General features: G+C 74.0%; 24 protein-coding genes. 17 read left to right on the top strand and 7 right to left on the bottom strand.

The annotated features are described in order from the left end of the window. The first annotated feature begins 138 nt into the window (after window positions 1-138). The 9 genes from AC5WRL_RS22625 (at window position 139) to AC5WRL_RS22585 (ending at window position 11,828) form a co-directional block, all read left to right on the top strand. Window positions 139-486 carry a cyclophilin-like fold protein gene (locus AC5WRL_RS22625; protein ID WP_496090474.1) on the top strand — a complete coding sequence of 116 codons (348 nt, stop codon included), beginning with the start codon at window positions 139-141 and terminating at the stop codon, window positions 484-486. A 145-nt stretch (window positions 487-631) separates the two neighbouring features. Next, entirely contained in the window at window positions 632-1,714 is a 1,083-nt protein-coding gene (locus AC5WRL_RS22620; protein ID WP_496090473.1) for a DUF3344 domain-containing protein, read from the top strand. 26 nt (window positions 1,715-1,740) lie between these two features. Further along, window positions 1,741-3,480 (top strand): glycosyltransferase, encoded by a 1,740-nt coding sequence (locus AC5WRL_RS22615; protein WP_496090472.1) that lies wholly within the window; start codon window positions 1,741-1,743, stop codon window positions 3,478-3,480. Beyond that, window positions 3,473-4,858: an exopolysaccharide biosynthesis polyprenyl glycosylphosphotransferase gene (locus AC5WRL_RS22610; protein WP_496090471.1), complete on the top strand. Its 1,386-nt coding sequence runs from the start codon at window positions 3,473-3,475 to the stop codon at window positions 4,856-4,858. The genes AC5WRL_RS22615 and AC5WRL_RS22610 overlap by 8 nt, the downstream gene beginning before the upstream one ends. Window positions 4,859-4,860: 2 nt before the next feature. After that, the gene (locus AC5WRL_RS22605; protein ID WP_496090470.1) at window positions 4,861-6,255 is read left to right on the top strand and encodes an O-antigen ligase family protein; all 1,395 of its coding nucleotides are present in this window, start codon (window positions 4,861-4,863) and stop codon (window positions 6,253-6,255) included. Then, entirely contained in the window at window positions 6,252-7,883 is a 1,632-nt protein-coding gene (gene murJ / locus AC5WRL_RS22600) for a murein biosynthesis integral membrane protein MurJ (RefSeq protein WP_496090469.1), read from the top strand. The genes AC5WRL_RS22605 and murJ overlap by 4 nt, the downstream gene beginning before the upstream one ends. A gap of 140 nt (window positions 7,884-8,023) precedes the next feature. After that, entirely contained in the window at window positions 8,024-8,725 is a 702-nt protein-coding gene (locus tag AC5WRL_RS22595) for a polysaccharide deacetylase family protein (RefSeq protein ID WP_496090575.1), read from the top strand. Further along, window positions 8,722-9,813 carry a glycosyltransferase gene (locus AC5WRL_RS22590; RefSeq protein WP_496090468.1) on the top strand — a complete coding sequence of 364 codons (1,092 nt, stop codon included), beginning with the start codon at window positions 8,722-8,724 and terminating at the stop codon, window positions 9,811-9,813. Before AC5WRL_RS22595 ends, AC5WRL_RS22590 begins: the two co-directional genes overlap by 4 nt. A gap of 767 nt (window positions 9,814-10,580) precedes the next feature. Then, entirely contained in the window at window positions 10,581-11,828 is a 1,248-nt protein-coding gene (locus AC5WRL_RS22585) for a YveK family protein (RefSeq protein ID WP_496090467.1), read from the top strand. 2 nt (window positions 11,829-11,830) lie between these two features. On the opposite strand, the gene AC5WRL_RS22580 is transcribed toward AC5WRL_RS22585, so the two are convergent. Then, the gene (locus tag AC5WRL_RS22580; RefSeq protein WP_496090466.1) at window positions 11,831-12,844 is read right to left on the bottom strand and encodes a glycoside hydrolase family 113 protein; all 1,014 of its coding nucleotides are present in this window, start codon (window positions 12,842-12,844) and stop codon (window positions 11,831-11,833) included. Window positions 12,845-12,955: 111 nt separating this feature from the next. Between AC5WRL_RS22580 and AC5WRL_RS22575 the strand changes: the two genes are divergently transcribed. Continuing rightward, window positions 12,956-13,579: a TetR/AcrR family transcriptional regulator gene (locus tag AC5WRL_RS22575; protein ID WP_496090465.1), complete on the top strand. Its 624-nt coding sequence runs from the start codon at window positions 12,956-12,958 to the stop codon at window positions 13,577-13,579. On the opposite strand, the gene AC5WRL_RS22570 is transcribed toward AC5WRL_RS22575, so the two are convergent. Continuing rightward, window positions 13,576-14,625: a glycoside hydrolase family 26 protein gene (locus AC5WRL_RS22570; protein WP_496090464.1), complete on the bottom strand. Its 1,050-nt coding sequence runs from the start codon at window positions 14,623-14,625 to the stop codon at window positions 13,576-13,578. The two genes, AC5WRL_RS22575 and AC5WRL_RS22570, sit on opposite strands and share 4 nt — an antisense overlap. 110 nt (window positions 14,626-14,735) lie before the next feature. On the opposite strand from AC5WRL_RS22570, the gene AC5WRL_RS22565 reads away from it, so the two are divergent. Both AC5WRL_RS22565 and AC5WRL_RS22560 read left to right on the top strand, forming a co-directional pair. Further along, on the top strand, window positions 14,736-16,070 hold the full coding sequence (locus AC5WRL_RS22565; RefSeq protein WP_496090463.1) for a carboxylate--amine ligase: 1,335 nt from the start codon (window positions 14,736-14,738) through the stop codon (window positions 16,068-16,070). Continuing rightward, on the top strand, window positions 16,055-17,368 hold the full coding sequence (locus tag AC5WRL_RS22560; protein ID WP_496090462.1) for an NAD(P)-binding domain-containing protein: 1,314 nt from the start codon (window positions 16,055-16,057) through the stop codon (window positions 17,366-17,368). Before AC5WRL_RS22565 ends, AC5WRL_RS22560 begins: the two co-directional genes overlap by 16 nt. A 60-nt stretch (window positions 17,369-17,428) precedes the next feature. Here AC5WRL_RS22560 and AC5WRL_RS22555 read toward each other — a convergent pair whose 3' ends face one another. Next, window positions 17,429-18,070, bottom strand: coding sequence for an FMN-dependent NADH-azoreductase (locus AC5WRL_RS22555; protein ID WP_496090461.1), 642 nt, complete (start codon window positions 18,068-18,070; stop codon window positions 17,429-17,431). Window positions 18,071-18,204: 134 nt separating this feature from the next. Between AC5WRL_RS22555 and AC5WRL_RS22550 the strand changes: the two genes are divergently transcribed. The 3 genes from AC5WRL_RS22550 to AC5WRL_RS22540 are packed head-to-tail and all read left to right on the top strand — an operon-like array spanning window position 18,205 to window position 19,853. After that, window positions 18,205-18,573, top strand: coding sequence for a winged helix-turn-helix transcriptional regulator (locus AC5WRL_RS22550; protein WP_496090460.1), 369 nt, complete (start codon window positions 18,205-18,207; stop codon window positions 18,571-18,573). Between the two features lie 17 nt (window positions 18,574-18,590). Next, complete coding sequence (locus AC5WRL_RS22545) at window positions 18,591-19,490, top strand: hypothetical protein (RefSeq protein WP_496090459.1); 900 nt, start codon at window positions 18,591-18,593, stop codon at window positions 19,488-19,490. A 24-nt stretch (window positions 19,491-19,514) separates the two neighbouring features. After that, window positions 19,515-19,853: a rhodanese-like domain-containing protein gene (locus AC5WRL_RS22540; protein WP_496090458.1), complete on the top strand. Its 339-nt coding sequence runs from the start codon at window positions 19,515-19,517 to the stop codon at window positions 19,851-19,853. Window positions 19,854-19,860: 7 nt separating this feature from the next. Here the strand turns inward: AC5WRL_RS22540 and AC5WRL_RS22535 are convergent, their stop codons facing one another. Both AC5WRL_RS22535 and AC5WRL_RS22530 read right to left on the bottom strand, forming a co-directional pair. After that, entirely contained in the window at window positions 19,861-20,760 is a 900-nt protein-coding gene (locus AC5WRL_RS22535; RefSeq protein WP_496090457.1) for a radical SAM/SPASM domain-containing protein, read from the bottom strand. Window positions 20,761-20,945: 185 nt separating this feature from the next. Further along, the gene (locus AC5WRL_RS22530; protein ID WP_496090456.1) at window positions 20,946-21,767 is read right to left on the bottom strand and encodes an SDR family NAD(P)-dependent oxidoreductase; all 822 of its coding nucleotides are present in this window, start codon (window positions 21,765-21,767) and stop codon (window positions 20,946-20,948) included. Window positions 21,768-21,893: 126 nt separating this feature from the next. Between AC5WRL_RS22530 and AC5WRL_RS22525 the strand changes: the two genes are divergently transcribed. Next, complete coding sequence (locus AC5WRL_RS22525; RefSeq protein WP_496090455.1) at window positions 21,894-22,400, top strand: MarR family winged helix-turn-helix transcriptional regulator; 507 nt, start codon at window positions 21,894-21,896, stop codon at window positions 22,398-22,400. Here AC5WRL_RS22525 and AC5WRL_RS22520 read toward each other — a convergent pair. After that, complete coding sequence (locus AC5WRL_RS22520) at window positions 22,363-23,553, bottom strand: aminotransferase class I/II-fold pyridoxal phosphate-dependent enzyme (RefSeq protein WP_496090454.1); 1,191 nt, start codon at window positions 23,551-23,553, stop codon at window positions 22,363-22,365. The two genes, AC5WRL_RS22525 and AC5WRL_RS22520, sit on opposite strands and share 38 nt — an antisense overlap. A gap of 9 nt (window positions 23,554-23,562) precedes the next feature. Continuing rightward, window positions 23,563-23,943, bottom strand: coding sequence for a thioredoxin (gene trxA, locus AC5WRL_RS22515; protein WP_496090453.1), 381 nt, complete (start codon window positions 23,941-23,943; stop codon window positions 23,563-23,565). A gap of 189 nt (window positions 23,944-24,132) precedes the next feature. Between trxA and AC5WRL_RS22510 the strand changes: the two genes are divergently transcribed. Next, the gene (locus AC5WRL_RS22510; protein WP_496090452.1) at window positions 24,133-26,421 is read left to right on the top strand and encodes a heavy metal translocating P-type ATPase; all 2,289 of its coding nucleotides are present in this window, start codon (window positions 24,133-24,135) and stop codon (window positions 26,419-26,421) included. The last annotated feature ends 40 nt before the right edge of the window (window positions 26,422-26,461 follow it).

Raw genomic sequence — 26,461 nt, 5'->3', positions numbered from 1 at the left:
GTCTCCCTGGTGGTCGCCGCGCTGTTGCCGGCTCTGGCCGCGTGCGCCGGCGATCAGCAGGGGGTCCCCGCCCCGTCCGCGCCGTCCGCGCCGTCCGCACCGTCCAGCACGCCCTCCGGCTCCGACAGGAACACCGCCATGGACATCCGCGTCACCGTCGACGGCCGCACCGTCCGGGGGACCTTGAACGACAGCCCTGCCGCACGCGACCTGGCGACCTTGCTGCCGCTCACCCTGGAGCTGGAGGACTTCCACGGGACGGAGCGGATCGGCTACCCGCCGCGCCGGCTCACCACCGACGGCGCGCCCGTACCGTCCCCGGCCAGGGCCGGCGATATCGCGTACTACGCGCCCTGGGGCAATCTCGCGCTCTTCCACCGGGACGGCCCGGCGGCCTCGGCCGATCTGCTGATCCTCGGTCACATCGACATCGGCGTCGACCAGCTGGCGCGGGCGGAGCGGATCACCATCGAAGCCGTCTCCTGACCGGCGGAGTTCGCCTTCGATCCTGATGGTGTGTAAATCTTAGAATCGCTTCTTGCGTTCAACGCCGTGTGTTTTACGTGCTTTCCCTTTTGTTTTCTGTCATGGTTTTCAACGCCTGTCGGAAAATGGCTCGGGAAGGTGAGTTATGCGTTTTGCTCTGGGGTTCGGGAAACGCGCGGCGGTCTGTGTACTGTCCGCGTTCCTGCTGTCCGTCGGGGTGTCCCAGCACACCGCCATGCCCGCGCCTTCCGATCGGGGGGAGGCCGAGACCGTACCGTTCGCCGAGCGCTATCACGCGGTGCAGCACGGCGGGATCGTACGGGCCGCCAATTCGGCCATCACCTGTGGGACGGCCGTCTCCGTCACCGCCCCGACCTGCGCCGATGTGCAGCGCAACGGAGCGGCGGGGCGCAGCGGACAGTACGAGATGACGTACATCGACATCGACGACGACCGCAACACGTACAACTCCTCCAGCGCCGATCTGCGGATTCCACAGGGGTCGCGGGTGAGCTACGCGCGGCTTTACTGGGGCGCCAATCTGCGCGTCGGCGAGCAGAAGCCGCCGGCCGACAATGACCGGGTGCTGGTCGCCGAACCGGGCGGACGGTACAAGGAAATCCGCGCCGATTCGATGGTCGGTCACCGGGACGCGGGCGCCCATCAGGGGTTCTCCGCCTCCGCCGATATCACCGAACTGGTGCGCTGGTCCCAGCCGGGCGCCTGGACGGTCGCCCAGATCAATGTCGCCATGGGCAATTCGGACATGGGGGCCTGGGGCGGCTGGACGCTCATCGTCGCTTACGAGAACCCCGCCGAGCCGCTGCGCGAACTGGCCATCTGGGACGGCTTCGAGTCGGTGGACGGGCCCGCGCAGGACGTGACCGTGACCATCGACGGGCTGCGGATCGCGCCGGGTGCGGCGGGCAGCGTCGGGGTCGTCGGCTACCACGGGGAGCGGACCGCCAGCGGGCACGGGCTGACCGTACGGGGCGCGGACGGCTCCACCGCGCGGCACCGGGCGCTGGACTCGACGATCGCCGACCACGGGCGGAACGTCACCGGGCGCAATCCGGCGTACGTCAACACCCTCGGCTACGACTCCAACGTGCTGGATGTGCGGCAGGCGCTGAGCGCCGGGCCGGACGCGGTCGAGCTGCGGTTCACGGGCGGCTCGCGCCCGTACCAGGTCGGCGCGGTGTTCCTCCAGGCCGACGCCCGCGAGTGAGGCGGCCGGGAATGAGGACAACAGCCATGACCGTGTTGCATGTCGCGCAGCCCACGGACGGTGGCGTCGGCCGGGTCGTGACGGACCTGATCCGCGCCCAGACGGCGGCCGGGATCCGTGCCGCGCTGCTGTGCCCGCCCGGCGGCCCGCTGCGCGGGGCGGCGCGGGCGGCGGGCGCGGAGGTACGGGACTGGGTCGCCGCCCGCGAACCCGGCCCCAACCTGCCCTGGGAGGCGGCGTTCGTGGCCCGCGCGGTGCGCGGGCTGCGGCCCGATGTGGTGCATCTGCACAGCGCCAAGGCCGGGTTGGCGGGGCGGCTGGCGGTACGGGGGCGGGTGCCGACCGTGTTCCAGCCGCACGCCTGGTCGTTCGAGGCGGCGGAGGGGGTGACGGAACGGCTGGCGGTGCGCTGGGAACGGTTCGGGGCGCGCTGGGCGGACCGGGTGGTGTGCGTGAGCGAGGCCGAACGCGAGCGGGGGGTGCGCGCCGGGATCGCGGCGCGGCGGTGGTCGGTGATCCGGAACGGGATCGATCTGGAGCGGTTCGCGGCGGCCGGGGAGGTCGACCGGCGGCAGGCGCGGGCGGCGCTGGCCGCGGTGCACGGACTGCCGCAGCGGGCGCCGCTGGTGGTGTGCGTGGGGCGGCTGTGCCGGCAGAAGGGGCAGGACCTGCTGCTCGCCGCCTGGCGGCGGGTGGTGGAACGGGTGCCGGGGGCGCGGCTGGTGCTGGTCGGGGACGGCCCCGAGCGGGCGCGGCTGACGGCGATGGCGGACCCGCGGCAGGTGCTGTTCGCGGGGCACACCGATGATCCGGTGCCGTGGTACACGGCGGCGGATGTGGTGGTGCAGCCCTCGCGCTGGGAGGGGATGGCGCTGGCGCCGCTGGAGGCGATGGCGGTGGGGCGGGCGGTGGTGCTCAGTGACGTGGGCGGGGGACGGGAGAGTCTGGCGCCGGGGCAGGCCGGCGAGTGCCTGGTCCCGGCGGGCGATGTGGGCGCGCTGGGGTGGGCGCTGACGGCGCTGCTGACGGCGCCCGAGCGGCGCCGTGCGCTGGCGCGCGCGGCTCAGGCGCATGTGCGGGCCGCGTACGGGATGGACACGATGGCGGCGGCGTACACGGACCTGTACGAGCAGGTCCGGCGGGATGCCGGCCGCCACGTACGGGTCCGGGCCGCTGAGGCGGCCCGGCGGCTGGTCTTCCGGCCGGGCACCGGTACCGGCGGGGCGGGGGCCCGGGCGGTGCCGGTGCCGGTGGCGGCGGAAGCGGAAGCGGTGGCCGGACCCGAGACCGGGTTGCCGGTGGTGGCTGCCGGTCGGATGCCGGCGGCCTCGGCGGCCGGCCGGGCACCGGCGGAGCGGGAGACAACCGAACCGCCCCGGGCCACCCCGCGAACGCGGCCGGCCGATGAGTCCGGCGGTGGGCCGCCGGTCCCGGCCGTCGCGGTGGGATCGGTCGGTGGCATCGGCCACGAGCCGCCCGGGGTTGACTCCGGTGGTTCCGGCGGTTCCGGTGGTTCCGGTGGTTCCGGAGTGCCCAGCGGGCCGTCGAACGGAGTCGGGGCGGCGGGGTCGGACGCGCGGGACCCCCGTACGGGCCCGGCGGGTGGTGCACCCGAGGACGCCGTCGTCTCCGCGCTTCGGTCATCGGCTCCCGGCTGTGCGGGGGCTGCCCCGCCGCCGGTTCCGGGGCGGGCGGATGGCGGGGCGGCGACAGCGGCTGACGCCTCGGTTCGGGGTGGGAGTGGGGGCGGGCTCACCCATGGATAGCGTCAGCGTGCCGGATACCGGCACCCGGTTGCGTACCCTGCTTCCCGCCGTGGCCCCCGCACCCGCCCCCGCGCCCGCCGTGGCCCCCGCGACCGTTGTGGTGCCGGGCCCGGCGCGGGCGCCCGCGCCGCCGGCCGCCGTGCCCGCCGCGCGGCGCCGCCGGCGCCGCCGGCCGGGGATCGCCGGGCTGCTGCTGGCCGCCGATGTGCTCGCCGTCGCCGTGCTCGTCGCGTGCGGCGCGGGCGCGCTGCACGGACTGGTCGCGCTGGCGGTGCTGCTCGCCCTCAACGCCTGGGGCGGCCTCTACCGGCCCAGCCCGATGGCCGCCGCCCTGGACGATCTGCCCCGGCTCGCCGGGCACGGTCTGCTCGGCTGGCTGCTCAGCGGCGGCGGACCGGCCTTTCTCCTCGTGCCGTTGCTCGCCGCCACCGCGCGGGGAGCCGTCTATCAGCTGCGCCGGATCGCCGTGCGCGAGCGCCCGCGCCCCACCCTCGTCGTCGGCACCGGCGCGACCGCCCGCCGGGTCGCCGCGCTGCTCGCCGAGCACCCCGAGTACGGGATGCGTCCTGTCGGCCCGGCCGAACCGGACCAGCTCGACCGTGCGCTCGCCGAACACGGCGCCCGCACCGTCGTGTTCACCCGCGCGCAGGACGACACCGCCCCGCTGCGCCGCTGTTGGGAGCGCGGCTGCGCCGTATGGCTGGTGGACCCCGAGCCGCCACTGTGGTTCCCGGCCCCCGCCTCCCACCTGTGGGGCTACACCTGCCGCCGCCTGGACCCGCCCGAACGGCGCCCCTGGGGCGCCGACTTCCTCAAGCGGGTCTTCGACATCGCCGGAGCCGGCCTCGCCCTGCTCCTCGCCGCGCCGCTCCTGGGCGCCTGCGCGCTCGCCGTACGGATCGCCGACGGGCCCGGGGTGCTGTTCCGGCAGGAACGCATCGGCAAGGACGGCAAGCCGTTCACCATGCTCAAGTTCCGCACCCTGCGCCCCGACACCGACCAAGAGGCCGCCACCCGCTGGAACATCGCCGGCGACCACCGCATGAGCCCGGCCGGCCGGCTGCTGCGCCGTACCTCCCTCGACGAACTCCCCCAGCTGTGGAACGTGTTGCGCGGCGACATGAGCCTGGTCGGCCCGCGCCCCGAACGCCCGCACTTCGTGGCCGAGTTCAGCCGTACGTACCCCGGCTACGCCGACCGGCACCGGATGCCGGTCGGGCTGACCGGCCTCGCCCAGGTCAGCGGATTGCGCGGGGACACCTCCATCGAGGACCGCACCCGTTTCGACAACCTCTACATCGAAACCTGGACGCTGTGGGCGGATGTGCGGATCATGCTGCGCACCACCGCCTCCTGCTTCCGGCTCGGGGGGAGTTGACCGTGGCCGCGCCCGCGCTCGTTCTCCCCGCCGCCCGGGTCGCGCGGGCCGCCCGCGCCGTGCGCGCGCACTGGGCGGTGCTGCTCGCCGTGCTGCCGGTCGTGCTGCTCATGCTGCCGGTCACCAGCCGGGTCACCCCCGCCGACGCCGCCTCGCTGGCGCTGGTCGCGGCGTGCGCCCTCGTCCTGGTACGGCGCTGGTCCGCCGCGCCCCGGCTCAGTGTGCAGGCGGCGGCGGTGCTGGGCGCGCCGGCCGTCGCGTTCGCGGTCGTCACCATCGGCGCCACCGATCCGGTGGCGGCGCTGCCCGGTTTCCTGCGGTACGTCCAGGTGTTCGTGCTGGTGCCGCTCGCCCTGGTGCTGCTGCTGCGCTCGCGGCGCGACGTACGGCTGGTGGCCGTCGCGGTCGTCGCGCTCGCGCTGGTGCAGGGCGCGGTGGGGGTGGTGCAGTACGCGACCGGCACCGGCGCCTCGTACATGGGCGAGAACGTCCGCGCCGTGGGCACCTTCGGCCCGCTGAACGTGATGGGCATGGCGACGGTCGTGTCGTACGGGCTGATCGCCGCGCTCGCGCTCGGCCTGGCGCCGCCGCCCGGCGCGCCGCGCTGGTGGCGGCCGGTGGCGCTGGGCTGCGCGGGTGTGCTGTGTGTACCGCTGGCGGTGTCGTTCAGCCGGGGCGCGTGGCTGGCCACCGGCGCCGCCGTGTGTGTGGTGCTGCTGATCGCCGGGTGGCGGCGGGCGCGCCGTACCCTCGCGCTGCTGGCGTGCGGCGGGGCGCTGCTGGTGGGTGGCGCGGCGCTGGTCTCGGACGCGGTCGCGGACCGGCTGACCAGCATCGGGCAGGTGACGGGCACCCCGGATCAGTCGGTGATCGACCGGTACGCGATGTGGGACGCGGCGCTGGCGATGTGGCGGCAGGAGCCGTGGACGGGGGTGGGGCTGAAGGGGTTCGCGGAGTACCGCGACACGCATGCCTCGCTGGCGCTGTCGGCGGGCAGTGACACGGCGGGGGCGGGGGCGGAGTTCCAGGTGCAGGAGCTGCTGTCGCCGCACAACATGTATCTGCTGCTGCTGAGCGAGCAGGGGCTGCTGGGGGCGGCGGCGGTGGCGGGCAGCTGGGCGGCGCTGCTGCTGGGCGCGGTGCTGCGGTTGCGGCGGTGCGGTGGTGTGGTGGACGGCGGGCTGCTGGCGACGGGTCTTGTGGTGTGGCTGACCGTCAACTTCCTTTATGCGGACATCGGTGGGCCGACGACCGTGCTGACGGCGGTGGCGTTCGGGCTGGTGGCGTGGTGGGCGCTGTCGCCGGCCGCGTTGCGCCCGGACGCGGGTGCGGGTGCGGGTGGGAACGCGAACGCGGGTGCGAACGTGCGCGCGGTCGAGGGCGGGCGGTCGGCATGAGCGGCGGTGGCGGCGAGGTGCTGGCGGAGGAACAGCGGCGGCCGTCCGCCGACACCGGGAACCGGTTCGTGGCGCGGGCCGCGAGCCTGACGGCCGCGCTGGCGGCGGGCGGGGCGCTGTTCGGGCTGCTGCGCGATCAGATGATCGCACAGTTGTTCGGTGCAGATGGCGCGACCGACGCCTTTCTCGTCTCCTGGACGATCCCGGAGTTCGCCTCGACGCTGCTCATCGAGGAAGCCATGGCGCTGGTGCTGGTCCCCGCCTTCAGCGTGGCCCTCGCCCGGCGCGGCGCACGGAACGAACCCGACCCCGACGCCGTACGACGGCTCCTCGCCGCCTCCCTCCCCCGCCTCCTCCTCGGCCTGGCACTGGCCGCCGCACTCGCCGCGCTCAGCGCCCCGCTCCTCGTACGGCTCCTCGCCCCCGGCCTCGCCGACCCCGCCCTCGCCGTCGACTGCACCCGGCTCACCGCCGTCACCGTGCTCACCTTCGGCATCGCCGGCTACCTCAGCGCCGCGCTGCGCGCCCACCGCAGCTATCTGGCCCCGGCCGCCATCTACATCGGATACAACATCGGCATCATCGCCACCGCGCTGGCCCTGCACCACCGGTTCGGGGTACGGGCCGCCGCCCTCGGGGTGGCGCTCGGCGGCGCGCTGATGGTGCTGCTGCAACTGCCGTTCTTCCTGCGCAAGCTGCCGGTCCGCGCCGCCTGGGCCGACTGGCGCGCCCGGCGTCGTACGAAGGACCCCGCGCGTCCGTACGTACTCGGCGTCACCGTCGCCCTCGTCGCGCCGATCGCGCTGTTCGCGCTCAGCCGGCAGGCACAGGTGCTGGTGGAACGTTTCCTCGCGTCCTCCCTCACCCCCGGCGCCATCTCGCACCTCAACTACGCCCAGAAGGTCAGCCAGATCCCCATGGTGCTGGCGCTCATGATCCCCACCGTCACCCTGCCGCTCGTCGCCCGCGCGATGGCGGAGGGCGACACGCAGGGCGCGCGGCGCCGGGTGGAACGCGATCTGCTGCTGGTCGGGATCGTGGCGTCGCTCGGCGCCGCCTACGTCATGGCCTGCGCCCCGCAGTTGGTCGAACTCCTCTTCCAGCGCGGCCAGTTCACGGCGGAGTCGACGGCCGCCACCGCCGAGGTGATGCGGGTGTACGCGCTCGGGCTGCTCGCTCACACCCTGGTCGGCGCGCTGATCAGGCCGTTCTTCTCCGCCGCCCGCCCCACCTGGTTCCCGCTGGCCGCCATGGGCGTCGGGCTGGCGATCACCGTGCTGGCCGGGAGCGTCGCCGTACGGTACTGGGGCGCCGCCGGGATCGCCGCCGCCAACGCCGCCGGGATCACCGCCACCGCCCTGCTGCTGATGCGCGGCCTCGCCGGCCGGGTGATCCCCATCGATCCCGCCGCCGTCATGGCCGGCCTCGGCCGCCTGCTGCTGGCCGCCGTGGCCGCCGGTACGGCGGGCTGGGCGGTGTCGGCGCAGACCGGGTCCGCGCTGCTGTCCGCCGCGACCGCCGCCCTGGTGGTACCGGCGGTGTTCGCCGCCGGCGCGTGGGTGCTCCGGGTGCCGGAGGCCATGGCGCTGCTGTCCGCCGCTCAACGAAAGCTGAAGGCCACCCCATGACGACCGAACCCGAGTCCCCCACATCCCTGGAAGAACTGCTGACGGAGCAGGAGCAGGAGCCGGAGCAGGAGCACGCACAGGAGCAGGAACCGGCCCCGGCCCCGGCACGCAAGGCGGCGAAACGCCACCTGTGGATGCTGATGTACCACTCGGTCACGGTGACCCCCGCCGACCCGTACAACATCACCGTCACCCCCGACCGGTTGCGCACCCAGCTCAGCTGGCTGCGCAACCGCGGCCTGCGCGGCGTCTCCGCCGCCGAACTCCTCGCCGCGCACGACGCCGGCGACGCGGCGGGGCTCGTCGCCCTCACCTTCGACGACGGCTACACCGACTTCACCCGGCACGCGGTGCCGCTGCTGCGCCAGCACGGTTTCACGGCCACCGTGTTCGTCCTCCCGGGGCGGCTGGGCGGCGAGAACGAGTGGGACGAACTCGGCCCGCGCAAAGACCTCCTCGACGAGGCCGGCATCCGGGCGGCGGCCGAAGCCGGCATGGAGATCGGCTCCCACGGGCTGCTGCACCGGGCGCTGCCCGACCTCGACGACGACACCCTGCGCGCCGAAGCGGCCGGCAGCCGGGAACGGCTCGCCGAACTCACCGGGCAGGAGGTCGCCGGGTTCTGCTACCCCTACGGCACCATCGACGAACGGTCGGTGGCGGCCGTACGGGACGCCGGGTACGCGTACGCCTGCGCCATCGACCCCGGGCCGCTCACCGGGCGGCACGCGCTGCCCCGGGTGCACGTCGGGCAGTCGGACGGCGGGGCGCGGCTGCGCGCCAAGCGGCTGCTGCACCCGCTGCGGCGGCGGCCGGTGGTGGCCGGGGAGACGGTGTCGTGAAGCGGGCGCTGCACATCATCACCGGCCTGGGCATCGGCGGCGCCGAACGCCAACTGGGCGCCCTGCTGGGGCGGCTGCCGCTGGCCTGCGACGTGGTGACGCTCACCAACCCGGGCGCGGTGGCCCGCGAACTGCGGGCCGACGGGGTACGGGTGACACACCTGGGCATGGCCGGCAACCGCGATGTGGGCGCGGTGTCCAAACTGGCCCGGCTGATCCGCCGGGGCAGGTACGACGTGGTCCACACCCACCTGTACCGGGCCTGCGTGTACGGCCGGATCGCCGCCCGGCTGGCCGGGGTCAGGGCGGTGGTGGCCACCGAGCACTCGCTGGGCGAGAACGTCATGGAGGGCCGGCCGCTGACCCGGGGCACGCGTTCGCTGTACCTGGCGACCGAACGGCTGGGACGGGCCACGGTCGCCGTGTCCGGCACGGTGGCGGGACGGCTGCGCGAGTGGGGGGTGCCGGCGGACCGCATCCATGTCGTACCGAACGGCATCGCGCCCGAACGCTTCCGGTACGAGGCCGGGGCGCGGGCCGCCGTACGGGCCCGGCTGGGGGTCCCGGCGGACGCCGTGCTGGTGGGTGGGGTGGGGCGGCTGGTGCGCGGGAAGGGCTTCGCGGATCTGGTGCGGGCGGTGGCGGGGGGACTGCCTGGCGATGTACGCCTCGTTCTGGCCGGCGAAGGCCCGCTGCGGCCCGGACTGGAACGCCTCGCGGCGGGACTGGGGATCGGGGACCGGGTTCTGCTGCCGGGCGAATGCGATGTGCCCGGCCTGCTGTCGGCGATGGATGTGTATGTGTCCGCGTCGACGGAGGAGACCTTCGGGCTGGCGACGCTGGAGGCACTGGCGGCCGGGCTGCCGGTGCTGCACGTGACCTGCCCGGCGATCGACGAACTGCCGCCCGCGGCGGCCCCCGGCGCGCGCCGGGTACGGGCCGGGGCGGACGCCCTGCGGGCGGCGCTGCGCACCGAACTGGAGCGGGCCCCGTACCGCTTCCCGGTTCCCGAAGCGGTGCACCACTACGACATCGGCCGGGCGGCCGGACGACTGATGGACGTGTACGAAGGGGCGCAGAGCCGATGAGACACAAGGCGAAGACCAGAGCGAAGGCCATGCTCCGCCCCAACCGCCACCGCCCCAACCGCCACCGCCGCACCCCGGCGCCGGGCGCCGGGCCCTCGGGCGGGCGGTCGGGGGTGGAGGAGCGGTCGCGAGTGGAGAGTGTGCCTGTGTCCGGTGGAGGTGAGGGGTCGGGGTGTGCCGAGCCGGGCGGGTCGGCTGGGGTTGCGCCGGTGCTGGGGCAGTTGCCGCTGGCGGACGGCGAACTGGCCGGGCGTGCCGGCGGGCGGTCGGGGGTGGAGGAGCGGTCGCGAGTGGGCAGTGTGCCTGTGTCCGGTGGAGGTGAGGGTTCGGGGTGTGCCGAGCCGGGTGCGTCGGCTGGGGTCGTGCCGGTGCTGGGGCAGTTGCCGCTGGCGGACGGCGCGTCGGCGGGGCGTGCCGGCGGGCGGCCGGGGGCGCCTGTGCCGGCGATGGAGGCTCGGCCGCAGGGCGACGCCGTGCTCGCTTCCGGTGGACGTGGGCCGACGGGGCTGCCGGCCGATGCGGACGCGGGGGACGGGGAGGACGGGCAGCCCGGGGCGGTTGCCCCGGTGCCGGCCGACGACGCGTCCGCGTGGGAGATGGGCGGGCGCGGACGTGCGCCGAGTGGCGCCTCCGGTGCGGGCGAGTCGGCGACCGGGGAGACGCCCCTTGAGACGGCCGGTGTTCCCGACCCGGGCGGGCGGCCGGGTGCGGTTGCTCCGGCGCTGGGGGGTCGTGCGGGTCCGTCCGGGGCGGGGCGGCGGTCGACGGTGAAGAGCACGACCGCGACCGCGGATGCCGGGCCGGGGAAGCCGGCCGGGGTGACAGCCCTGGAGGTGGAGGACGCGCCGTCGCCGCTGGGGCGGCCGGGAGCGCGTGGTTCGCGGGCGGCCGTGACCGGCGCCGTGCCGGGTACCGGCCCCGTGGTCGGCGGGCGGGCGGGCCGGGCCGGGGCAGGCGAGGCGGACGAACCCGCCGATGCGGAGCCGGCCGTGCGCCGTACCCGGCGGGGGCCGGGTGTGGTGCGGACGGTGGGGCTGGCCTGGCTGCTGTGGTTCCTCGTCAGCGCCCGCCGGCCGGTGCGGCGGCGGGCGAGGCCGGTACGACGGGGCGCCCGCCGCGCCTTCGGCCACGCGTCCGGTCCGGGGGCCGGCGGCCCGCCGCACCCTGGGGGACAGGAGCGGTCCGTCCCGGACTCCGGGTCGGTTCCGCCGTCCGGGCCCGGCGCGGAGGCAGCGGACAGCGCCGCGCGCTCCGTACCCCCGGTGGGGGGTTCCGCGTCCGCGACCGGGCTGCCGGCCCTCGTGCGACGGTGCCGGTCGTGGGGTTCCGGGATGCGGGGCCGGCTGCCCCTGTGGTGGCCGCTGGCGTTCTGCGCGGTCCTCGGTGGGGTGGCCGGCGGAGGGTATGGGCTGCTGGGCGACCGGGAGTACGCGGCGAGCGGCTATGTGGTGGTTCAACCTGCCGAGGGGGCCGATCCGGCCGGGGCGGTGGGGCTGGCGCAGGCGTTCGGGCGGATTGCCACCGGGGACGCCGTACTGACGACCGCCCAGACCGATGCCGGTGCCACACTGGCGCAACTGCGCGGCGGGGTACGGGCCGCGACCTCTCCCGACGCGCCGATGATCGAGATCACCGGTACGGCGACCCGCCCGGCGCGGGCCGCCGAGATGGCCAACGCGGTGGCCCGCGCCCTGATCGGGTACGGCAATGACGCCTCGGACAGCACCGGTACCCGGCTCGCGGTCTTCGCCGAGGCCCAGCCTTCGGCCGGACCGGTGTCCGCCACGCCTCTCATCCGGCTGGCGGTCGGGCTGGTGGCCGGGTTGCTGGTGGGGCTGCTGGTGCTGCTGGTGCGGACGAACGGCGGCGATCCGGCCCCGGGACCGGCCGGCGATCCGGGTCCGGTCCCGGCGACCACCGCCCTGCCCGATCAGGCCACCCGCGTGACCGGCGCCGCCGATCCCGTCTCCGTCTCCGTCTCCGTCTCCGCCTCCGCCGGGCGCCGTGCGCGGTAGCGCTACCGGTAGTGGTCGGCGACCGCCGTGAAGGACTGTTTCGGTTCCCAGCGCAGCTCGGGGTAGGTCGTCCCGTACCGGTCCTCGTAGACCTTGACCACGCCGTAGCTGGCCAGGTCCAGGTCGTCGCGCGGGTCGCCGTCCGGGCGGTGGGGGTGGTCGTAGAGGGCGAAGGTGAAGACGAACGCGGCGTCGATGCCGCCCTCCTCGAACGCCGCCAGCGACTCCCGTATGTACGCGGCCTGTCCGGCCTCGTCCCGCTCGTACACCTGCTTCATGCGCAGCGCCCGCCGGGTGGCCGGGTCGTACTCGACGGCGTCGAGGCCGGTGGCGCCGAGGTCGCCCGCGCCCCGGTAGGTGGAGCTGCCGAATTCGGTGATGGCGACGGGCTTGCCCCGCGCCTGTTCGACGAGATGGCGCAGCCCGGCCGCGAACCGGTCGGCGATCTGGGCCGATCGGTACAGGTCCATGGACAGGATGTCGAACGGCGCCCAGTCGACCTGTTCCAGCGGGACGGCGGCGTACGTCACCTTGCCGCCGAATCGCTCCCGCACCAGTGGGACGGCCTTGCCGAGGAACGCGTTGACCCGGGGGCCGACCCTGCCGAGGTGGTCGCGGATGTGGGTGACGCGTTCGGCGAGGCTGTCGCCGGGCAGGAAGCCGATGTTCATGAGACTCAGCTCGGCGCCGGTCACGAACACCACCTCGGTGCCCGGCCGCCGGGTCCGTACGCGTTCGGCCCGCTCGGCGCAGTCGGCGAACAGGGCGAGCATGTCGTCCTCGGTCAGTTCCAGGGGGTAGGGCGAGAACCACACCTCCAGGCCGAGGCCGGCGGCGATGTCCGCCGTGGTTTCGAGGCGTTCCGGGTCGCCGCCCATCACCCGGATCGCGGTGCAGTGCAGGTCCTCGCGGATGACGCGCAGTTCGCGCCGGACGACCTCCGGGTCGAAGCCCTCGTGGCCGGTGGTTCCGTGATGGACCCAGCCGGTGTCGTAGCTGATGCCTTTGGCGCGCATGTGCCCTCCACATTTCCACTAGGGTACGCACCGTACCTTATTTGTCGGGGGGTGTGGCTGGTCAGCACAATGGGACGGTACGACGCGTACCGTGTACCGGAACGGGAGCCCATGGCGGACGGCGGGCAGCAGCAGACGCGGCGGCGCGGGGCCGCCCTCGAAGAGGCGATCCTGCGGGCCGCCGTGGACGAACTCACCGAGTCCGGGTACGCGGGGCTGACCATGGACAAGGTCGCCGCCCGGGCCGGCACCAACAAGAACGCCCTCTACCGCCGCTGGCCCAACCGCCTCGCCCTCGGCATCGCCGCCTACCGCCGGCTGGCCACCGCCGTACGGCCCCCGGACACCGGCACGCTGCGCGGCGACACCCTCGAACTGCTGCGCGGCGCCAACCGGCACTGGAGTTCGCCGCTCGGCGCCATCCTGCGTGAGCTGTTCGCCGCCGCCGCGGGCACGGGCGGGACCACCGAACTGCTCGCGCAGCTCCAGGACCAGCCGGCGGACGCCGTGGCCGCCCCCTGGCTGACCGTGCTGGGGCGCGCCGTCGCCCGGGGCGAGGCGGCGCCCGAGGCACTGCATCCGCGGGTCGCCACGGTGGCCGTCGTGCTGCTGCGCAACGAGTTCGTGGTGCGTGGCGCCCCCACCGCCCCGGACAGTGTGCTGGTCGAGATCGTCGATCAGGTGTATCTGCCCCTGGTGCGGGCGGTCGGTTCGCCGTCGCTGCCGCCTTCCTAGCCGCCGGCCGGGCGCGGGCCGCGGGTCGGGCCGTCCGGGGCCGGGTCCGGGTCCGGGTCCGGGGCCGGGGTGCCGGGCCGTGGGCCACGGCCAGGGCCGCCCTCCGGCGGCGCCTGCGGCGGTGACAGGGCCGTACGGAAGATCTCCGAGGACGCCGGATTCTGGAGGCATTGCCACACACCGTGCGGGCAGTAATCGCTGATGGTGTGATACACCGGCTGGACTTCTTCGATCCATTCCAGCATCCGCCGCATGTACGCGGCATTGTCACCATTGCGGAACAGGCCCCACTCGGGGAAGGAAACCGGCTTTCCGTGCGCCGCCGCGAAATCCACGTGGAACTGAAGTCCGTACGGCTGGCTGATCTGCTCGTCAAACGTTTCACCGGGTGGCTGGTCGTAGGAGTCCATTCCGATGATGTCGACCACATCGTCCCCCGGATAACACCGGTCCCACGCGATCGCGTCCAGCCCTCTGTTCGGCGCGAAATCGAAACGGAACTCCTGCCCGGGTACGGCGCGCATGGTGGTCACGATGCGCCGCCAGTACCGCTTCCACGCCTCGGGATCCGGCGCGCAGCGATGCGTGTACGTCGTGCCGTTCATCTCCCAGCCCAGCACCAGCACGGCGTCCGGCAGCCCGGCCGCCACCAGGCGCTCGCCCAGCACCCGGAAGTGCCGGTCGTAGCTGCCGGACGCACCCGAGCGCAGCAACTGCCGCACCTGGTAGTCGGGCAGCTTGTCCTCGTTGCGCTCCAGCATGGGGACGTTCAGCACGAACATCCGGTCCGCCTTCTCCTGCCGCCACTGGGCCCACGGCCGCAGGAACTCGGGGCGGCCCTCGATGTTCACCCACAGATCGCCGGGCAGGTAGGTGTGGCCGACCGTCATCTCGGTGCCGCCCAGCCAGCGTTCCAGCAGGGCGACCCGGCTCACGCCCTCCGGGCCCGAGCCCAGAAAGGCGCCGAAGGAGTCGGTCGAGATGGGGGTCACGGGTACGGTCGCCGCCGCCAGCAGCGCGGTCGTGGTCAGTCCGAGGCCAAACATGCTACGAGATTAAGCACACCATCCCTTGAATGGGCCGCAAGAAGGCATTCTGATAGGCCGATCGAGGCCGCTGCCGATCGTATGCGCGGTTACGGGGAATGATCGGCAGCATGCCGCAGCTCGACACCGGGGTGCCCGCGCTTCTGCTCCGCCTCGATCGCAATCCCTTTCACCACGGTTCGCTCGGTGCCGTCCGATCGCTGGGCCGGGCGGGTGTCGAGGTGCATGCCTTTGTGGAATCTCCGGGCGTTCCGCTCGCCAGGTCCCGATATCTGGATCGGGCGCACCCCATTCCGGACACCGAAATCGATGTGGAACGGCTCCTCCTGCGGACCGCCGAACACATCGGGCGGCCCGCCGTCCTCCTCCCCATGGACGACGCGGGCGCGCTCGCCCTGGCCGGCCTCGCCGACCGGCTGCGCGGCGCGTACCTGCTGCCCGACGTGGCGCGCGGCGCGCTGGAAGGCGCCGCCGACAAGGCGCGGCTGGCACGGCTGTGCACGGAGCTGGGGCTGGCGCACCCGCGCACCGTCATCCCGGGCAGCGCGGACGAGGTGACCGCCGCCGTACGCGAGCTGGGGCTGCCGCTGGTCGCCAAGTGGAGCCGCCCCTGGCTGCTGCCCAGGGACAGCGGCCCCGGCCCGGGGCTGCGCAGCGCCGTCGTCCTCACCTCCGCCGCACAGGCGCGGCAGCTGTACGCGGCGAGCGCCCTCGCGGGCAGCCGGCTGCTGCTCCAGCGGCGGCTGCCGGGCGGCCGGGGCGCGGACTGGTTCTTCCACGGCTGCTTCGGCGCCGGCGGCACCCCGCTGTACGGGGGCACCGGGCGCAAGGAGCTGTCCTGGCCGGTACGGGCCGGGGCCACCGCCGTGGGCAGCTGGCGGGAGAACCCGGCGGTGACGGAGGCGGCCCGGCGGCTCGCGGCGCACCTGGGCTACCGGGGCATCCTCGACCTGGACTTCCGCCGCGACGCCCGCTCCGGCGCGTACCACCTGCTGGATGTCAATCCGCGCCCCGGCGCGCAGTTCCGGCTGTTCACCGATCCGTCCGGCATGGATGTGGTGCGGGCGCTGCATCTGGATCTGACGGGGCGCGCGGTGCCGGCGGCCCGTGCCGTACCGGGGCGGATGTTCGTGGCCGAGAACTACGGGTTGCCGGCCGCGCTCGCCGCGCCGTCCCGGGCCGCCGCGCTGCGCGGGCGGCCGGTGGAGACGGCGTGGTTCGCGGCGGACGATCCGGCGCCGTTCGCGGCGATGGCCGGCAGCTGGACGGCGCGGGTGGTGCGGAAGGGGTGGGGGCGGGTCTTCCCCCGCTCCGGCTCCGGCTTCGGCTCCGGCCCCGATGCCCGCCCCGGGACCGGAGCCGTTCCGCATCCCGCTCCCCTTCCTCCATCCACCCAACGCAACCCAGCGAGAGAGAGCGGCGAACCCCGATGCACGACCTGGTAGTGGTAGGCGCCGGCCCGTACGGCCTGTCGATCGCCGCGCACGCGGCGGCGGCCGGCCTGGATCTGCGGATCCTGGGCCGGCCGATGGCGTCCTGGCGGGACCACATGCCCGATGGCATGTTCCTGAAGTCGGAGCCCTGGGCGTCCAATCTGTCCGACGCGGCGCGTAAGCACACGCTCGCCGCGTACTGCGCGGAGCGCGAGGAGCGCGCCGAACACGGCAGCCCGCTGCCGATCGAGACGTTCACGGACTACGGCATGTGGTTCGCCGAGCGGCTGCCGGTCCCGGTGGAGGAGCAGAACGTCATCTCCGTGACCGCGCACGGCGACGGCTTCCGGGTGGAGACGGACGCCGGGGAGGTGATGCTGTGCCGCACGCTGGCGCTGGCGATCGGCGTGATGCCGTTCGTCCATCTGCCGCAGGCGCTGCGCGATCTGCCGGCCGAGCTGGTCACGCACAGCAGCGGCCACAACGATCTGACCCGGTTCAAGGGCCAGGAGGTGGCGGTGATCGGCGCCGGGCAGGCGGCGCTGGAGACGGCGGCGCTGCTGCTGGAGCAGGGCGCGCAGCCCACCGTGGTGGCCCGGGCCGGCGCCGTCAACTGGAACACGGTGCCGCAGCCGCTGCGCCGCAACCCCGTCGCCCGGCTGCGCGCCCCGCACAGCGGGCTCGGTACGGGGTGGAGCAGCTGGGCGTACTCGCGGGTGCCGTGGGCGCTGCGGCGGCTGCCGGAGACCACCCGGGTGAAGATCGCGACGACGGCGCTGGGGCCGGCCGGGGCGTGGTGGCTGCGGGAGCGGGTGGAGGGCGCGGTCCCGGTGCGGCTGGGGCATCGGATTCGGCGGGCGGCGCGGATCGAGGGCGGGGTGCGGCTTGAGCTGGCCACGCCGGGCGAGGGGCGGTCGCTGATCGAGACGGAGCATGTGATCGCGGCGACCGGCTTCGTACCGGATCTGCGCCGGCTCGATCTGCTGGATCCGGCGCTGCGGGACGGGCTGACGGCGGTGCTGGGGACGCGGGCTCCGGAGCTGGACCAGGGGTTCGAGTCCTCGCGGCCGGGGCTGTTCTTCGCGGGGCTGCTGGCGGCGCCGACGTTCGGGCCCTCGATGCGGTTCGTGTACGGGGCGTCGTTCACGGCCGGGCGGCTGGTGAAGGGGGTACGGCGGCGGCTGGCGCGGCTGGCGAGTGTGCCCGGTGGGGCCGCGGCGGGGGTGAGTGTGCCCCGGCCGGCGGCGCAGGGTGGCGGCGGCGGGAAGGCCGCCGAGGCGGAGGAGGCGCGGTCCTCGTCCGCCGGCTGACGGCCAGGTGGACGACGAAGCCCCGCCGGCGGTTCGTCGGCGGGGCTTCGCGGTGCCTGCTCAGGCGGCGACGGCGGCCTTGGCGCGGGTGCGGGCCTGCTCGTGGGCCTGGGCGCGGGAGGCGTCGGCCTGCTCGATGAGGCCGGACATCGCCGGGACGATCCGGGCCAGGGTCAGCTCGGGCACGATGAAGTCCACATCGAGCTTGAGGGCGCCGCCGAGGACCCAGGTGAGGTAGTTCTGGGCGAAGTCGTTGCCCTCCATGGGAGTGCCGGGCGCGTACGAGCCGCCCCGGCTGGTGACCACGGTGACGGGCTTGCCGGCGATGGTGGACTCCTCGGTCTGCGCGGTGCGCCCGCCGATGATCACGTGGTCGATCCAGCTCTTGAGGCTGGAGGGGACCGCGTAGTTGTAGAGCGGCGCGCCGATGACGACGGCGTCGGCCTCCTCCAGCTCCTTGGCCAGCTCGTCGCGCAGGTCGTAGGAGGACTGCTGCTCGGGGGTGCGGTTCGCGGCGTCGACGTTCGGCGCGTAGTAGGAGACGGCGTCGATGTGCGGCAGCGGGTTGGCGGACAGGTCGCGGTAGATGACCTTTCCGTCCGGGTGCTGGGCGAGCCACTCCTCGCGGAAGGTCTTGGTGACCTCACGGGAGACGGAGTTGTCGCCGTTGATGGAGGAGTCGATGTGCAGCAGCGTGGCCATGAGGGTGGGCCCTTCGTGACGGACGGTGGTTAGGGCAATACTTGCGTGCGTTACTGCGGCAAAGTGCGCAGGTTTTTTTAGCGTAGCAGCTTACTTTTATTTAGCAACTTGCGTCCTTCCAGTAGAGTGGACGCATGGCGGAGCTACGGGACGGCCACAGATGTACCGAGCCCGATGACGCGATGACCAAGGTCTTCGGCGTCTTCGGGAAACGATGGACAGGACTTGTGGTGGCCGCCCTGATGGGCGGCCCCGGGCATTTCGCGGTGCTGCGCCGCTCGATCCCCGGAATCAGCGAACGCATGCTCTCGGACCGGCTCAGCGAGCTGGCCGCGCTCGACCTGGTGTCCCGCGAGGTGGAGCCGGGGCCGCCGCTGCGCGTCGTCTACCGGCTCACCGCGGCCGGCGAGAATCTGCGCCCGGCCCTCGTGGAGCTGTCGCGCTGGGCCGAGGAGCACCTCGTGGACGGCGCCAACCAGTGCCCGGAGGCGCTGCGCGAATGACCCCCTAGGCTGACGGGGTGACAACTCCGGAAGAGCACGAGAACCGCGACGGGCGCGACGACGCCGAGGAGGCCGAGGAGGCCGCCGCCACCGAACGCCTCGACAAGGCGGTACGGGCGGCCGAGGCCGCGCTGATCGAGTTCGAGATCGCGGTGGAGACCTTCCGGATCGAGGTCGAGAACTTCTCCCGGCTCCACGAACAGCGCCTCGGCCCGCTCTACGTCCGCCTGGAGGAGCTTGAGGCCGACATCGCCGAGGCGGTGGCCGCCCGTACCAAGGACCCCGAGGACGAGCGCCGGGCCCGCGAGGCGCGCGCCATGGTGGCGCCCATGCCGCAGGTCTCCGAACTCTTCCAGGGCTGGCTGGACGGCGACGGCTTCTCGCCCGAGGCCGCCGCGATGCTCACCGAGCAGTCCGTACAGCCCCCGCCGAAGGTGCGCCCCGGCGAGGAGGCGCGCAAGCTCTACCGCGAGCTGGTACGCCGCGCCCACCCGGACCTGGTCGCCGACCCGACCGAGCGCGACCGGCGCGGGACCTTTCTGGTCCGCGTCAACCAGGCGTACGGGCGGGGGGACGTGGCGGCGCTGCGCACGCTGACCGACGAGTGGGACAGCGGCGTGGGCCCGGCGCACGAGCCGGCCGGGTACGGGCGGCGCGAGGAGCTGTACGCGCGCCTGGAGTGGCTGGCTAACCGCAAGGAACTGCTGGCGGACGCCGCCGCCGCGCTGGAGGACAGCGCGATCGGGGCGATGCTGCGGATGGCGCCGGAGGACCCGGACACGCTGCTGGAGGAGGTCGCCGTCGAGCTGCGGCAGAAGGTGGTGGCCAAGGAGGCCGAGCTGGCCGGGCTGATCGGGGCGTCCGGGCCGTCCGGGCCGTCCGGGCCGACCGGGCCGACCGCCCCGGACGGGAGCTGACGAGCGAGCGTTAGGGTCGGGCGTATGAACTTCGCGAACATCCCCACCGTCGCCCCCGGCGAGGTGCCCGCCGACGCCGTACTGCTGGACGTCCGCGAGCCGGAGGAGTGGGCGGCCGGCCGGGCGGCCGGCGCGCTGCACATCCCCATCGGGGAGGTCGTCGCCCGGCTGCCGGAGATCACCGAACGGGCGGCGGACGGACCGCTGTATGTGCTGTGCAAGGTGGGCGGTCGCTCGGCGCAGGTCACCGCGTATCTGGTGCAGCAGGGCATCGACGCGACGAATGTGGACGGCGGGCTGCACGCCTGGGAGAGCGCGGGGCGTGAGCTGGTGAGCGACGCGGGCGAGCCGTTCGTGCTGTAGCCGGGCCTCAGCGGCTTTCCTTCTTCTTTCCTTTCTTCTCCGTCCCCGTCCCCGTCCCCGTCCCCTTCTTCTCGTCCTCCGTCGTGACCGTGGCGGCGGGGGCGCAGTCGGGGAGGCAGACGGGCGTGGTGTTGACGGCCGGCGGCGGGAAGTGCGCGGCCAGTTCGGTACGGGCCTGCCGGGTCGCGGCGCTCGCGCAGATCTCGCGCAGGCTCTGCTCGCGGGCGTTGCCCATGGCCAGCCAGCGGGCGAACACGCACGGCGTGACCCGGCCGTCGGGCAGGACGGCGAGCCGGCCGTGGCCGCACCGTCCGCACAGTCCGCCGCACTCGGGGGTCATTCCGCCACCGCCGCGCCCGTACGGCCGGACCCGGTCCGTACCGACCTCCCGGACCCCCAGCTCCAGCAGGTCGCGCCGGCCGCCCGCGCCGGTGCCCGGCAGCTCGATGACGCTGCCGCGCAGGGGTACGCCCAGCTCGCGGGCGCGCCGGATGTTGGCGCGGGTGCGGGCGTGCGAACCGGCGCTCGCGGTGATCTCGTCGTGGGCGGTGGCGTCGGCGGCGTAGTAGCTGAACGCCAGCCGCACCCCGTCGCGGCGCAGCGCCTGCCAGACCGGTGGGGCGATGTGCGTCATGTTGCTGAACACCTCGACCGACATGCCGAGTTCGCGGGCGTGGTGGATGTACGCGGGCAGGCCGGGGTGGAGGGTGGGCTCGCCGCCGATGAACTGCACGTCGCGCACGCCGAGTTCACTCAGTTCGCCGAGGACCCGCAGCCAGTCGGCGTCGGTCATCTCGCCGTGGCCGCCCTGGGGGGAGGAGTCGGCGTAGCAGTGCCGGCAGCGCAGGTTGCAGAAGCCGGTGATCTCCAGCCAGGCGAAGCGGGGGCGGAGTGGGTGCGTCGGCATGGCGGCTGTCCTCCGGGGTGCGGTTGCGTCGTGCGCGTCGTGCGTGTCGTTGTCACAGCGCTAACGACGCGACCGCGCAGGAAGAGACGCCCGGGGGGTGGTGGGGGGCCCGTACAGCGGGCGCTGTACGGGAGGGGGTGGCCGGCTGTCTGGGTCGGTCGGGTGTGGGCCGGTGTCGGCCGGTGTCAGCCGTGGACGCGTGGGGCGCGGGCGGCGGAGGTGCCGTCGCGGATGACCTCTCCGGTGAGGTTGCCGTTGGCCGCCGAGCCGAGGTGGACGACGAGGCGGGCGACGTCCTCGGCGGTGGAGACCCGGCGGCTGGGGGTGGCGGCGCCCATGGCGGTGAGCATCGCGGCGCCGAAGTTCTCGGTCTTCTCGGTCCGGGTGAAGCCGGGGGCCACCACGTTGACGAGGATGCCGTCGCGGCCGGCGTCCCAGGCCAGTGAGCGGGCCATGCCGTACAGCGCGGCCTTGGCCGTGCCGTACGGGGCCATGCCCTCCAGGCCCTCCTCGGCCACGCCGGAGGAGATCAGCACGATGCGGCCCCAGCCGGCGGCGCGCATGCCGGGGAGTACGGCGGCGACGCAGGCGGCGGTGCCGGTGACGTTGCTGTCGAGCATGGCCCGCCAGGTGGCGGGCGGGATGTCCTCGAAGCGTGGCGGCTGGGCGGGCGGGGCCTCGGCGCCCCAGGAGACGGCGTTGCCGACGAGGACGTCGACCGGCCGGCCCCAGTGGGCGGCGACGGCGCGGGTGGCGTCGGTGATGGAGGCGGGGTCGGTGAGGTCGAGGCGGACGGCGAGGCCCTGCCCGCCTGCGCCGGCGCCGGCGCAGGCGTCGGCCCGGTCCTCGGTGATGGCGGCGGCGACGCGTTCGGCGGCGTCCTTGTTGTGGTGGTAGGTGACCGCCACAAAGGCGCCCTCGCGGCCGAAGGCGCGGGCGGTGGCGGCGCCGATGCCGGTGGAGGAGCCGGTCACCAGCACGACGCGGTCCTTGAGTCCGATGTCCATGGTCTGTTGGGGTCCCCAATCGTTTCGTTGCAGTATGTTCAGCGAGAAAAATAGTTGGGATCGCGGATGAATTTATACAGCAATCATCTTCTGTTGAGAAGATCTGGCGCTTGCTAGCATCTGCGCATGGGCAGCGGCGAGCTTGAAGACGACCTGCGATGGCTGCTGCTCCAGATGAAGTTCGGGCTCACCGTCGCCGAGGACCGCGCCGTGCGGCAGTACGGCATGGACCTGTGGGGCTACACCGTGCTGCTCGGGCTCGCCGAGGAGCCGGCCCGCACCCAGCTGGCGCTCGCCGAGGCGTCATTGATTGACAAGAGCAAGATGGTCGCCGTCCTCGATGACCTGGAGAAGGCCGCTCTGATCACCCGGCGGCCCGATCCGAACGACCGCCGGGCCCGTATCGTCACGGCCACCGCCGCCGGGAAGCTGGCGCTGTCCGCCGCGCGCGACGCGGTCGCGGCCATCGAACGGCTGGCGCTCGACGGCCTGGATCAGGCCGAACGCACCGCGCTCAAGGCGGTGTTGCGGCGCGCGGTGGCCGGACCGCTGCGCAAGCTGGCGACCGGCGAATGGCCCCCGGAGGACGCCGGCCCTACGCCGTGGGGGGTCGCCGCCCCGCCGCCGCGGTGAGCCGCGCCACCGCCTCCCGCAGCGACTCAGGCCGCTTGCAGAACGAGAACCGCGCCAGCCACGGCGGGCAGCCGGGCGCGCCCGGGTTCAGATAGAAGGCGGCGGTGGGGATGGCGACCACCCCGGCCCGCTCGGGCAGTTCGCGGCAGAACCGCACCCCGTCCGCGTACCCCCAGGGCCGCACGTCCGCCTGGAGGAAGTAGCCGGCCTCGGCGCGGTACGGGCGCAGCCCGGCCGCCGTCAGTCCCTCGCCGAGCAGGGCGCGGTTGGCCCGCAGGGTGTCGCGCAGCCCGGCCGCCCACTCCTCGACGCCGTCCAGGGCCGAGGCGATCGCCCCCTGGTAGGGGGTGCCGGAGGCGTAGGTGAGGAACTGCTTCACGGAGGCGACGGCGGCGATCAGCTCGGCCGGGCCGCAGGCCCAGCCGACCTTCCAGCCGGTCACGTTGAACGTCTTGCCGGCCGAGGAGATGGTGACGGTACGGTCGCGCATCCCGGGCAGCGCGGCGAGCGGCACATGGCGGGCGCCCGCGTCGTACAGCAGGTGTTCGTACACCTCGTCGGTGACCGCGATCAGATCGTGGTCGCGGCACAGCGTGGCGATGATGTCGAGTTCGGCGGGGGTGAAGACCTTGCCGGTGGGGTTGTGCGGGGAGTTGAAGAGCAGCAGCCGGGTGCGCGGGGTGACGGCGGCGCGCAGCGCGTCGGCGTCCAGGGCGAAGCGGTCCCCGGCCGGGTCGGGGGCGAGCGGCACGGCGGTCAGTGCGGCGCCGCTGAGCCGGGCGCCGGCCGGGTAGGCGTCGTAGCAGGGGTCGAAGGTGAGGATCTCGTCGCCGGGGCCGGTCAGCGCGAGGACGGCGGCGGCCAGCGCCTCGGTGGCGCCGGTGGTAACCAGGACCTCGCCGTCGGGCGCGTAGCCGATCCCGTAGCGGCGCTGCTGGTGGGCGGCGATGGCCGCGCGCAGGGCGGGCAGCCCGGCGGCCGGCGGGTACTGGTTGTGGCCGGCCAGCACCGCCGCGCTGACCTCGCGCAGCAGTGCGGGCGGGCTGGGCAGTTCGGGGACGCCCTGCCCGAGGTTGACGGCCCCCGTGCGCCGGGCCAGTTCGGTCATCTCCGTGAAGATGGACGTCTCGATCGCCCGGCCGCCGCTGGTCATGCGCCCACCTTAGGCGTCGGGCGTCTGGCCGGCCTGCTGTTCGGCGAGCTTCTGGTGCACCTCGGCCATGTCCACCTCGCGGATCTTGGCGATCAGTTCCTCCAGCGCGGTGCCGGGGATGGCGCCGGGCTGGGAGTACAGCACGACGTTGTCGCGGATCGCCATCAGGGTGGGGATGGAGGTGATCTGGAAGGCCGCGGCCAGCTCCTGCTGGGCCTCGGTGTCGACCTTGCCGAACATGATGTCGTCGTGCTTGCCGGCCGCCGCCTCGAAGACCGGGGCGAACTGGCGGCAGGGGCCGCACCAGGAGGCCCAGAAGTCGACGAAGGCGATCCCCTTGCTGGCGACCTGCTCCTCGAAGTTGTCCTTGGTCAGTTCGATGGCTGTCATCGCACTCTCTCGCTCTCTGTCTGCCTCGGTGGCGCGTCTGGCCGGGCGGGTTCCGGCTGCCCCTACCCGGAACCCCGGGGGGTCGATGCGTATTCCGGTCGGCTTCTTGCGTCTGTATACCCCATAGGGGTATACAGGAGGCAGGGGGCGGGATACCTCCCTCGGGTATATTCGCGGTGAGGAGCAGCGATGAACAGCGACAGCGATACCAGCGAGACCAGCGAGACCAAGGACGAGGTCGAACTCGCCATCGGCGGAATGACCTGTGCCTCCTGCGCCGCGCGGATCGAGAAGAAGCTCAACCGCATGACAGGGGTCACCGCGAGCGTCAACTACGCCACCGAGAAGGCCAGGGTCAGCTACGGCGGCGAGGTGGCGGTGCCGGATCTCATCGCCATGGTCGAGAAGACCGGCTACACCGCCGCCGTACCGGAGCCGCCCGCCCCCGAGCCGGAATCCGCCGCCACCGCCGGCGTACCGGACGAGCTCGCCGGGCTGCGGCACCGGCTGCTGGTCACCGTGGCGCTGGCCGTCCCGGTGATCGTGCTCGCCATGGTGCCGGCCTGGCAGTTCGACTACTGGCAGTGGCTCTCCCTCACCCTCGCCGCGCCCGCCGTGGTGTGGGGCGGCTGGTCCTTCCACCGGGCCGCGTTCACCAACGCCCGGCACGGCGCCGCGACCATGGACACCCTCATCTCGATGGGCACCGTCGCCGCGCTGCTGTGGTCGGCCTGGGCGCTGTTCTTCGGCACGGCCGGGCACCCGGGGATGACCCACCCCTTCGAGCTGACCATCCAGCGCGGCGACGCCGGCGGCAACATCTATCTGGAGGCCGCCGCCGGGGTGACCGCCTTCCTGCTCGCCGGCCGCTATCTGGAGGCGCGCGCCAAGCGGAAGGCGGGCGCGGCGCTGCGGGCGCTGCTGGAGCTGGGCGCCAAGGAGGTCACGGTGCTGCGGGACGGGGTCCCCGTCCTGGTGCCGGTGGGGCGGCTCGCGGTCGGCGACCGGTTCCTGGTGCGGCCGGGCGAGAAGATCGCCACCGACGGAGTGGTGGTGGAGGGCTCGTCCGCCGTGGACGCGTCCATGCTGACCGGGGAGTCCGTCCCGGTGGAGGTCGCGGTCGGTGACGCCGTCACCGGCGCCACGGTCAACGCGGGCGGCCGGCTGGTGGTCGAGGCCACCCGGATCGGCGCCGACACCCAGCTGGCGCGGATGGCGAAGCTGGTCGAGGACGCCCAGAACGGCAAGGCCGCCACCCAGCGGCTCGCCGACCGGATCTCGGCGGTGTTCGTCCCGGCGGTGATCCTGCTGTCGCTGGGCACGCTCGCGTTCTGGCTGCTGCTGGGCGAGGGGGCCTCGGCCGCCTTCACCGCCGCCGTGGCCGTGCTGATCATCGCCTGCCCGTGCGCGCTCGGCCTGGCCACCCCGACCGCCCTCATGGTCGGCACCGGGCGCGGCGCGCAGCTCGGCATTCTCATCAAGGGCCCGGAAGTCCTGGAGAACACCCGCAAGGCCGACACCATCGTGCTCGACAAGACGGGTACGGTCACCACCGGCCGGATGACGCTGCTGGGCGTGCATGTCGCGGACGGTACGGACGAGGCGGCGGCGCTGCGGCTGGCCGGGGCGCTGGAGCACGCGTCCGAGCATCCGATCGCCCAGGCGGTGGCGGCGGGCGCGGCGGAGCGGCTCGGCGTCGGCGCCGGCTCCCTGCCCACCCCCGAGGAGTTCGCGAATGTGCCGGGGCTCGGCGTCCAGGGTGTCGTCGACGGCCACGCCGTACTGGTGGGCCGGGAGCGGCTGCTGACGGAGTGGGCCATGGAGCTGCCGGCCGGGCTGGCCGAGGCGAAGGTACGGGCCGAGGCGGCCGGCCGTACCGCGATCGTCGTGGCCTGGGACGGCGCGGCGCGGGCGGTGTTCGAGGTCGCGGACGCGGTGAAGGAGAGCAGCGCCGAGGCGGTCGCCCGGCTGCGCGGCCTGGGGCTGACCCCGATCCTGCTGACCGGCGACAACGAGGCCGTGGCCCGGGCGGTGGCGGCGGAGGTCGGGATCGACGCCGGGCACGTCATCGCCGAGGTGCTGCCGCAGGACAAGGTCGAGGTCATCAAGCGGCTCCAGGCGGAGGGCAGGTCGGTGGCCATGGTCGGCGACGGCGTGAACGACGCCGCGGCGCTGGCCACCGCCGACCTGGGTCTGGCGATGGGCACCGGGACGGACGCGGCGATCGAGGCCGGCGATCTCACCCTGGTACGCGGCGACCTGCGGGCGGCGGCGGACGCCATCCGGCTGTCGCGCAGCACGCTGTTCACCATCAGGACCAACCTGGGCTGGGCGTTCGGCTACAACGTGGCGGCGCTGCCGCTGGCGGCGGCCGGGCTGCTGAACCCGATGCTGGCGGGGGCGGCGATGGCCTTCTCCTCGGTGTCGGTGGTGGCCAACAGCCTGCGGCTGCGGGCGTTCCGGGCGACGGACGGCTGAGGCGGGGCCGGGTAGCGCACCAGGGCCGGTGGGCAGAGTG

This window comes from Streptomyces sp. NTD107 (assembly GCF_059510435.1).
Note: the sequence above shows the minus strand (reverse complement) of the source record. Positions and strands in the feature narration are given on the sequence as shown.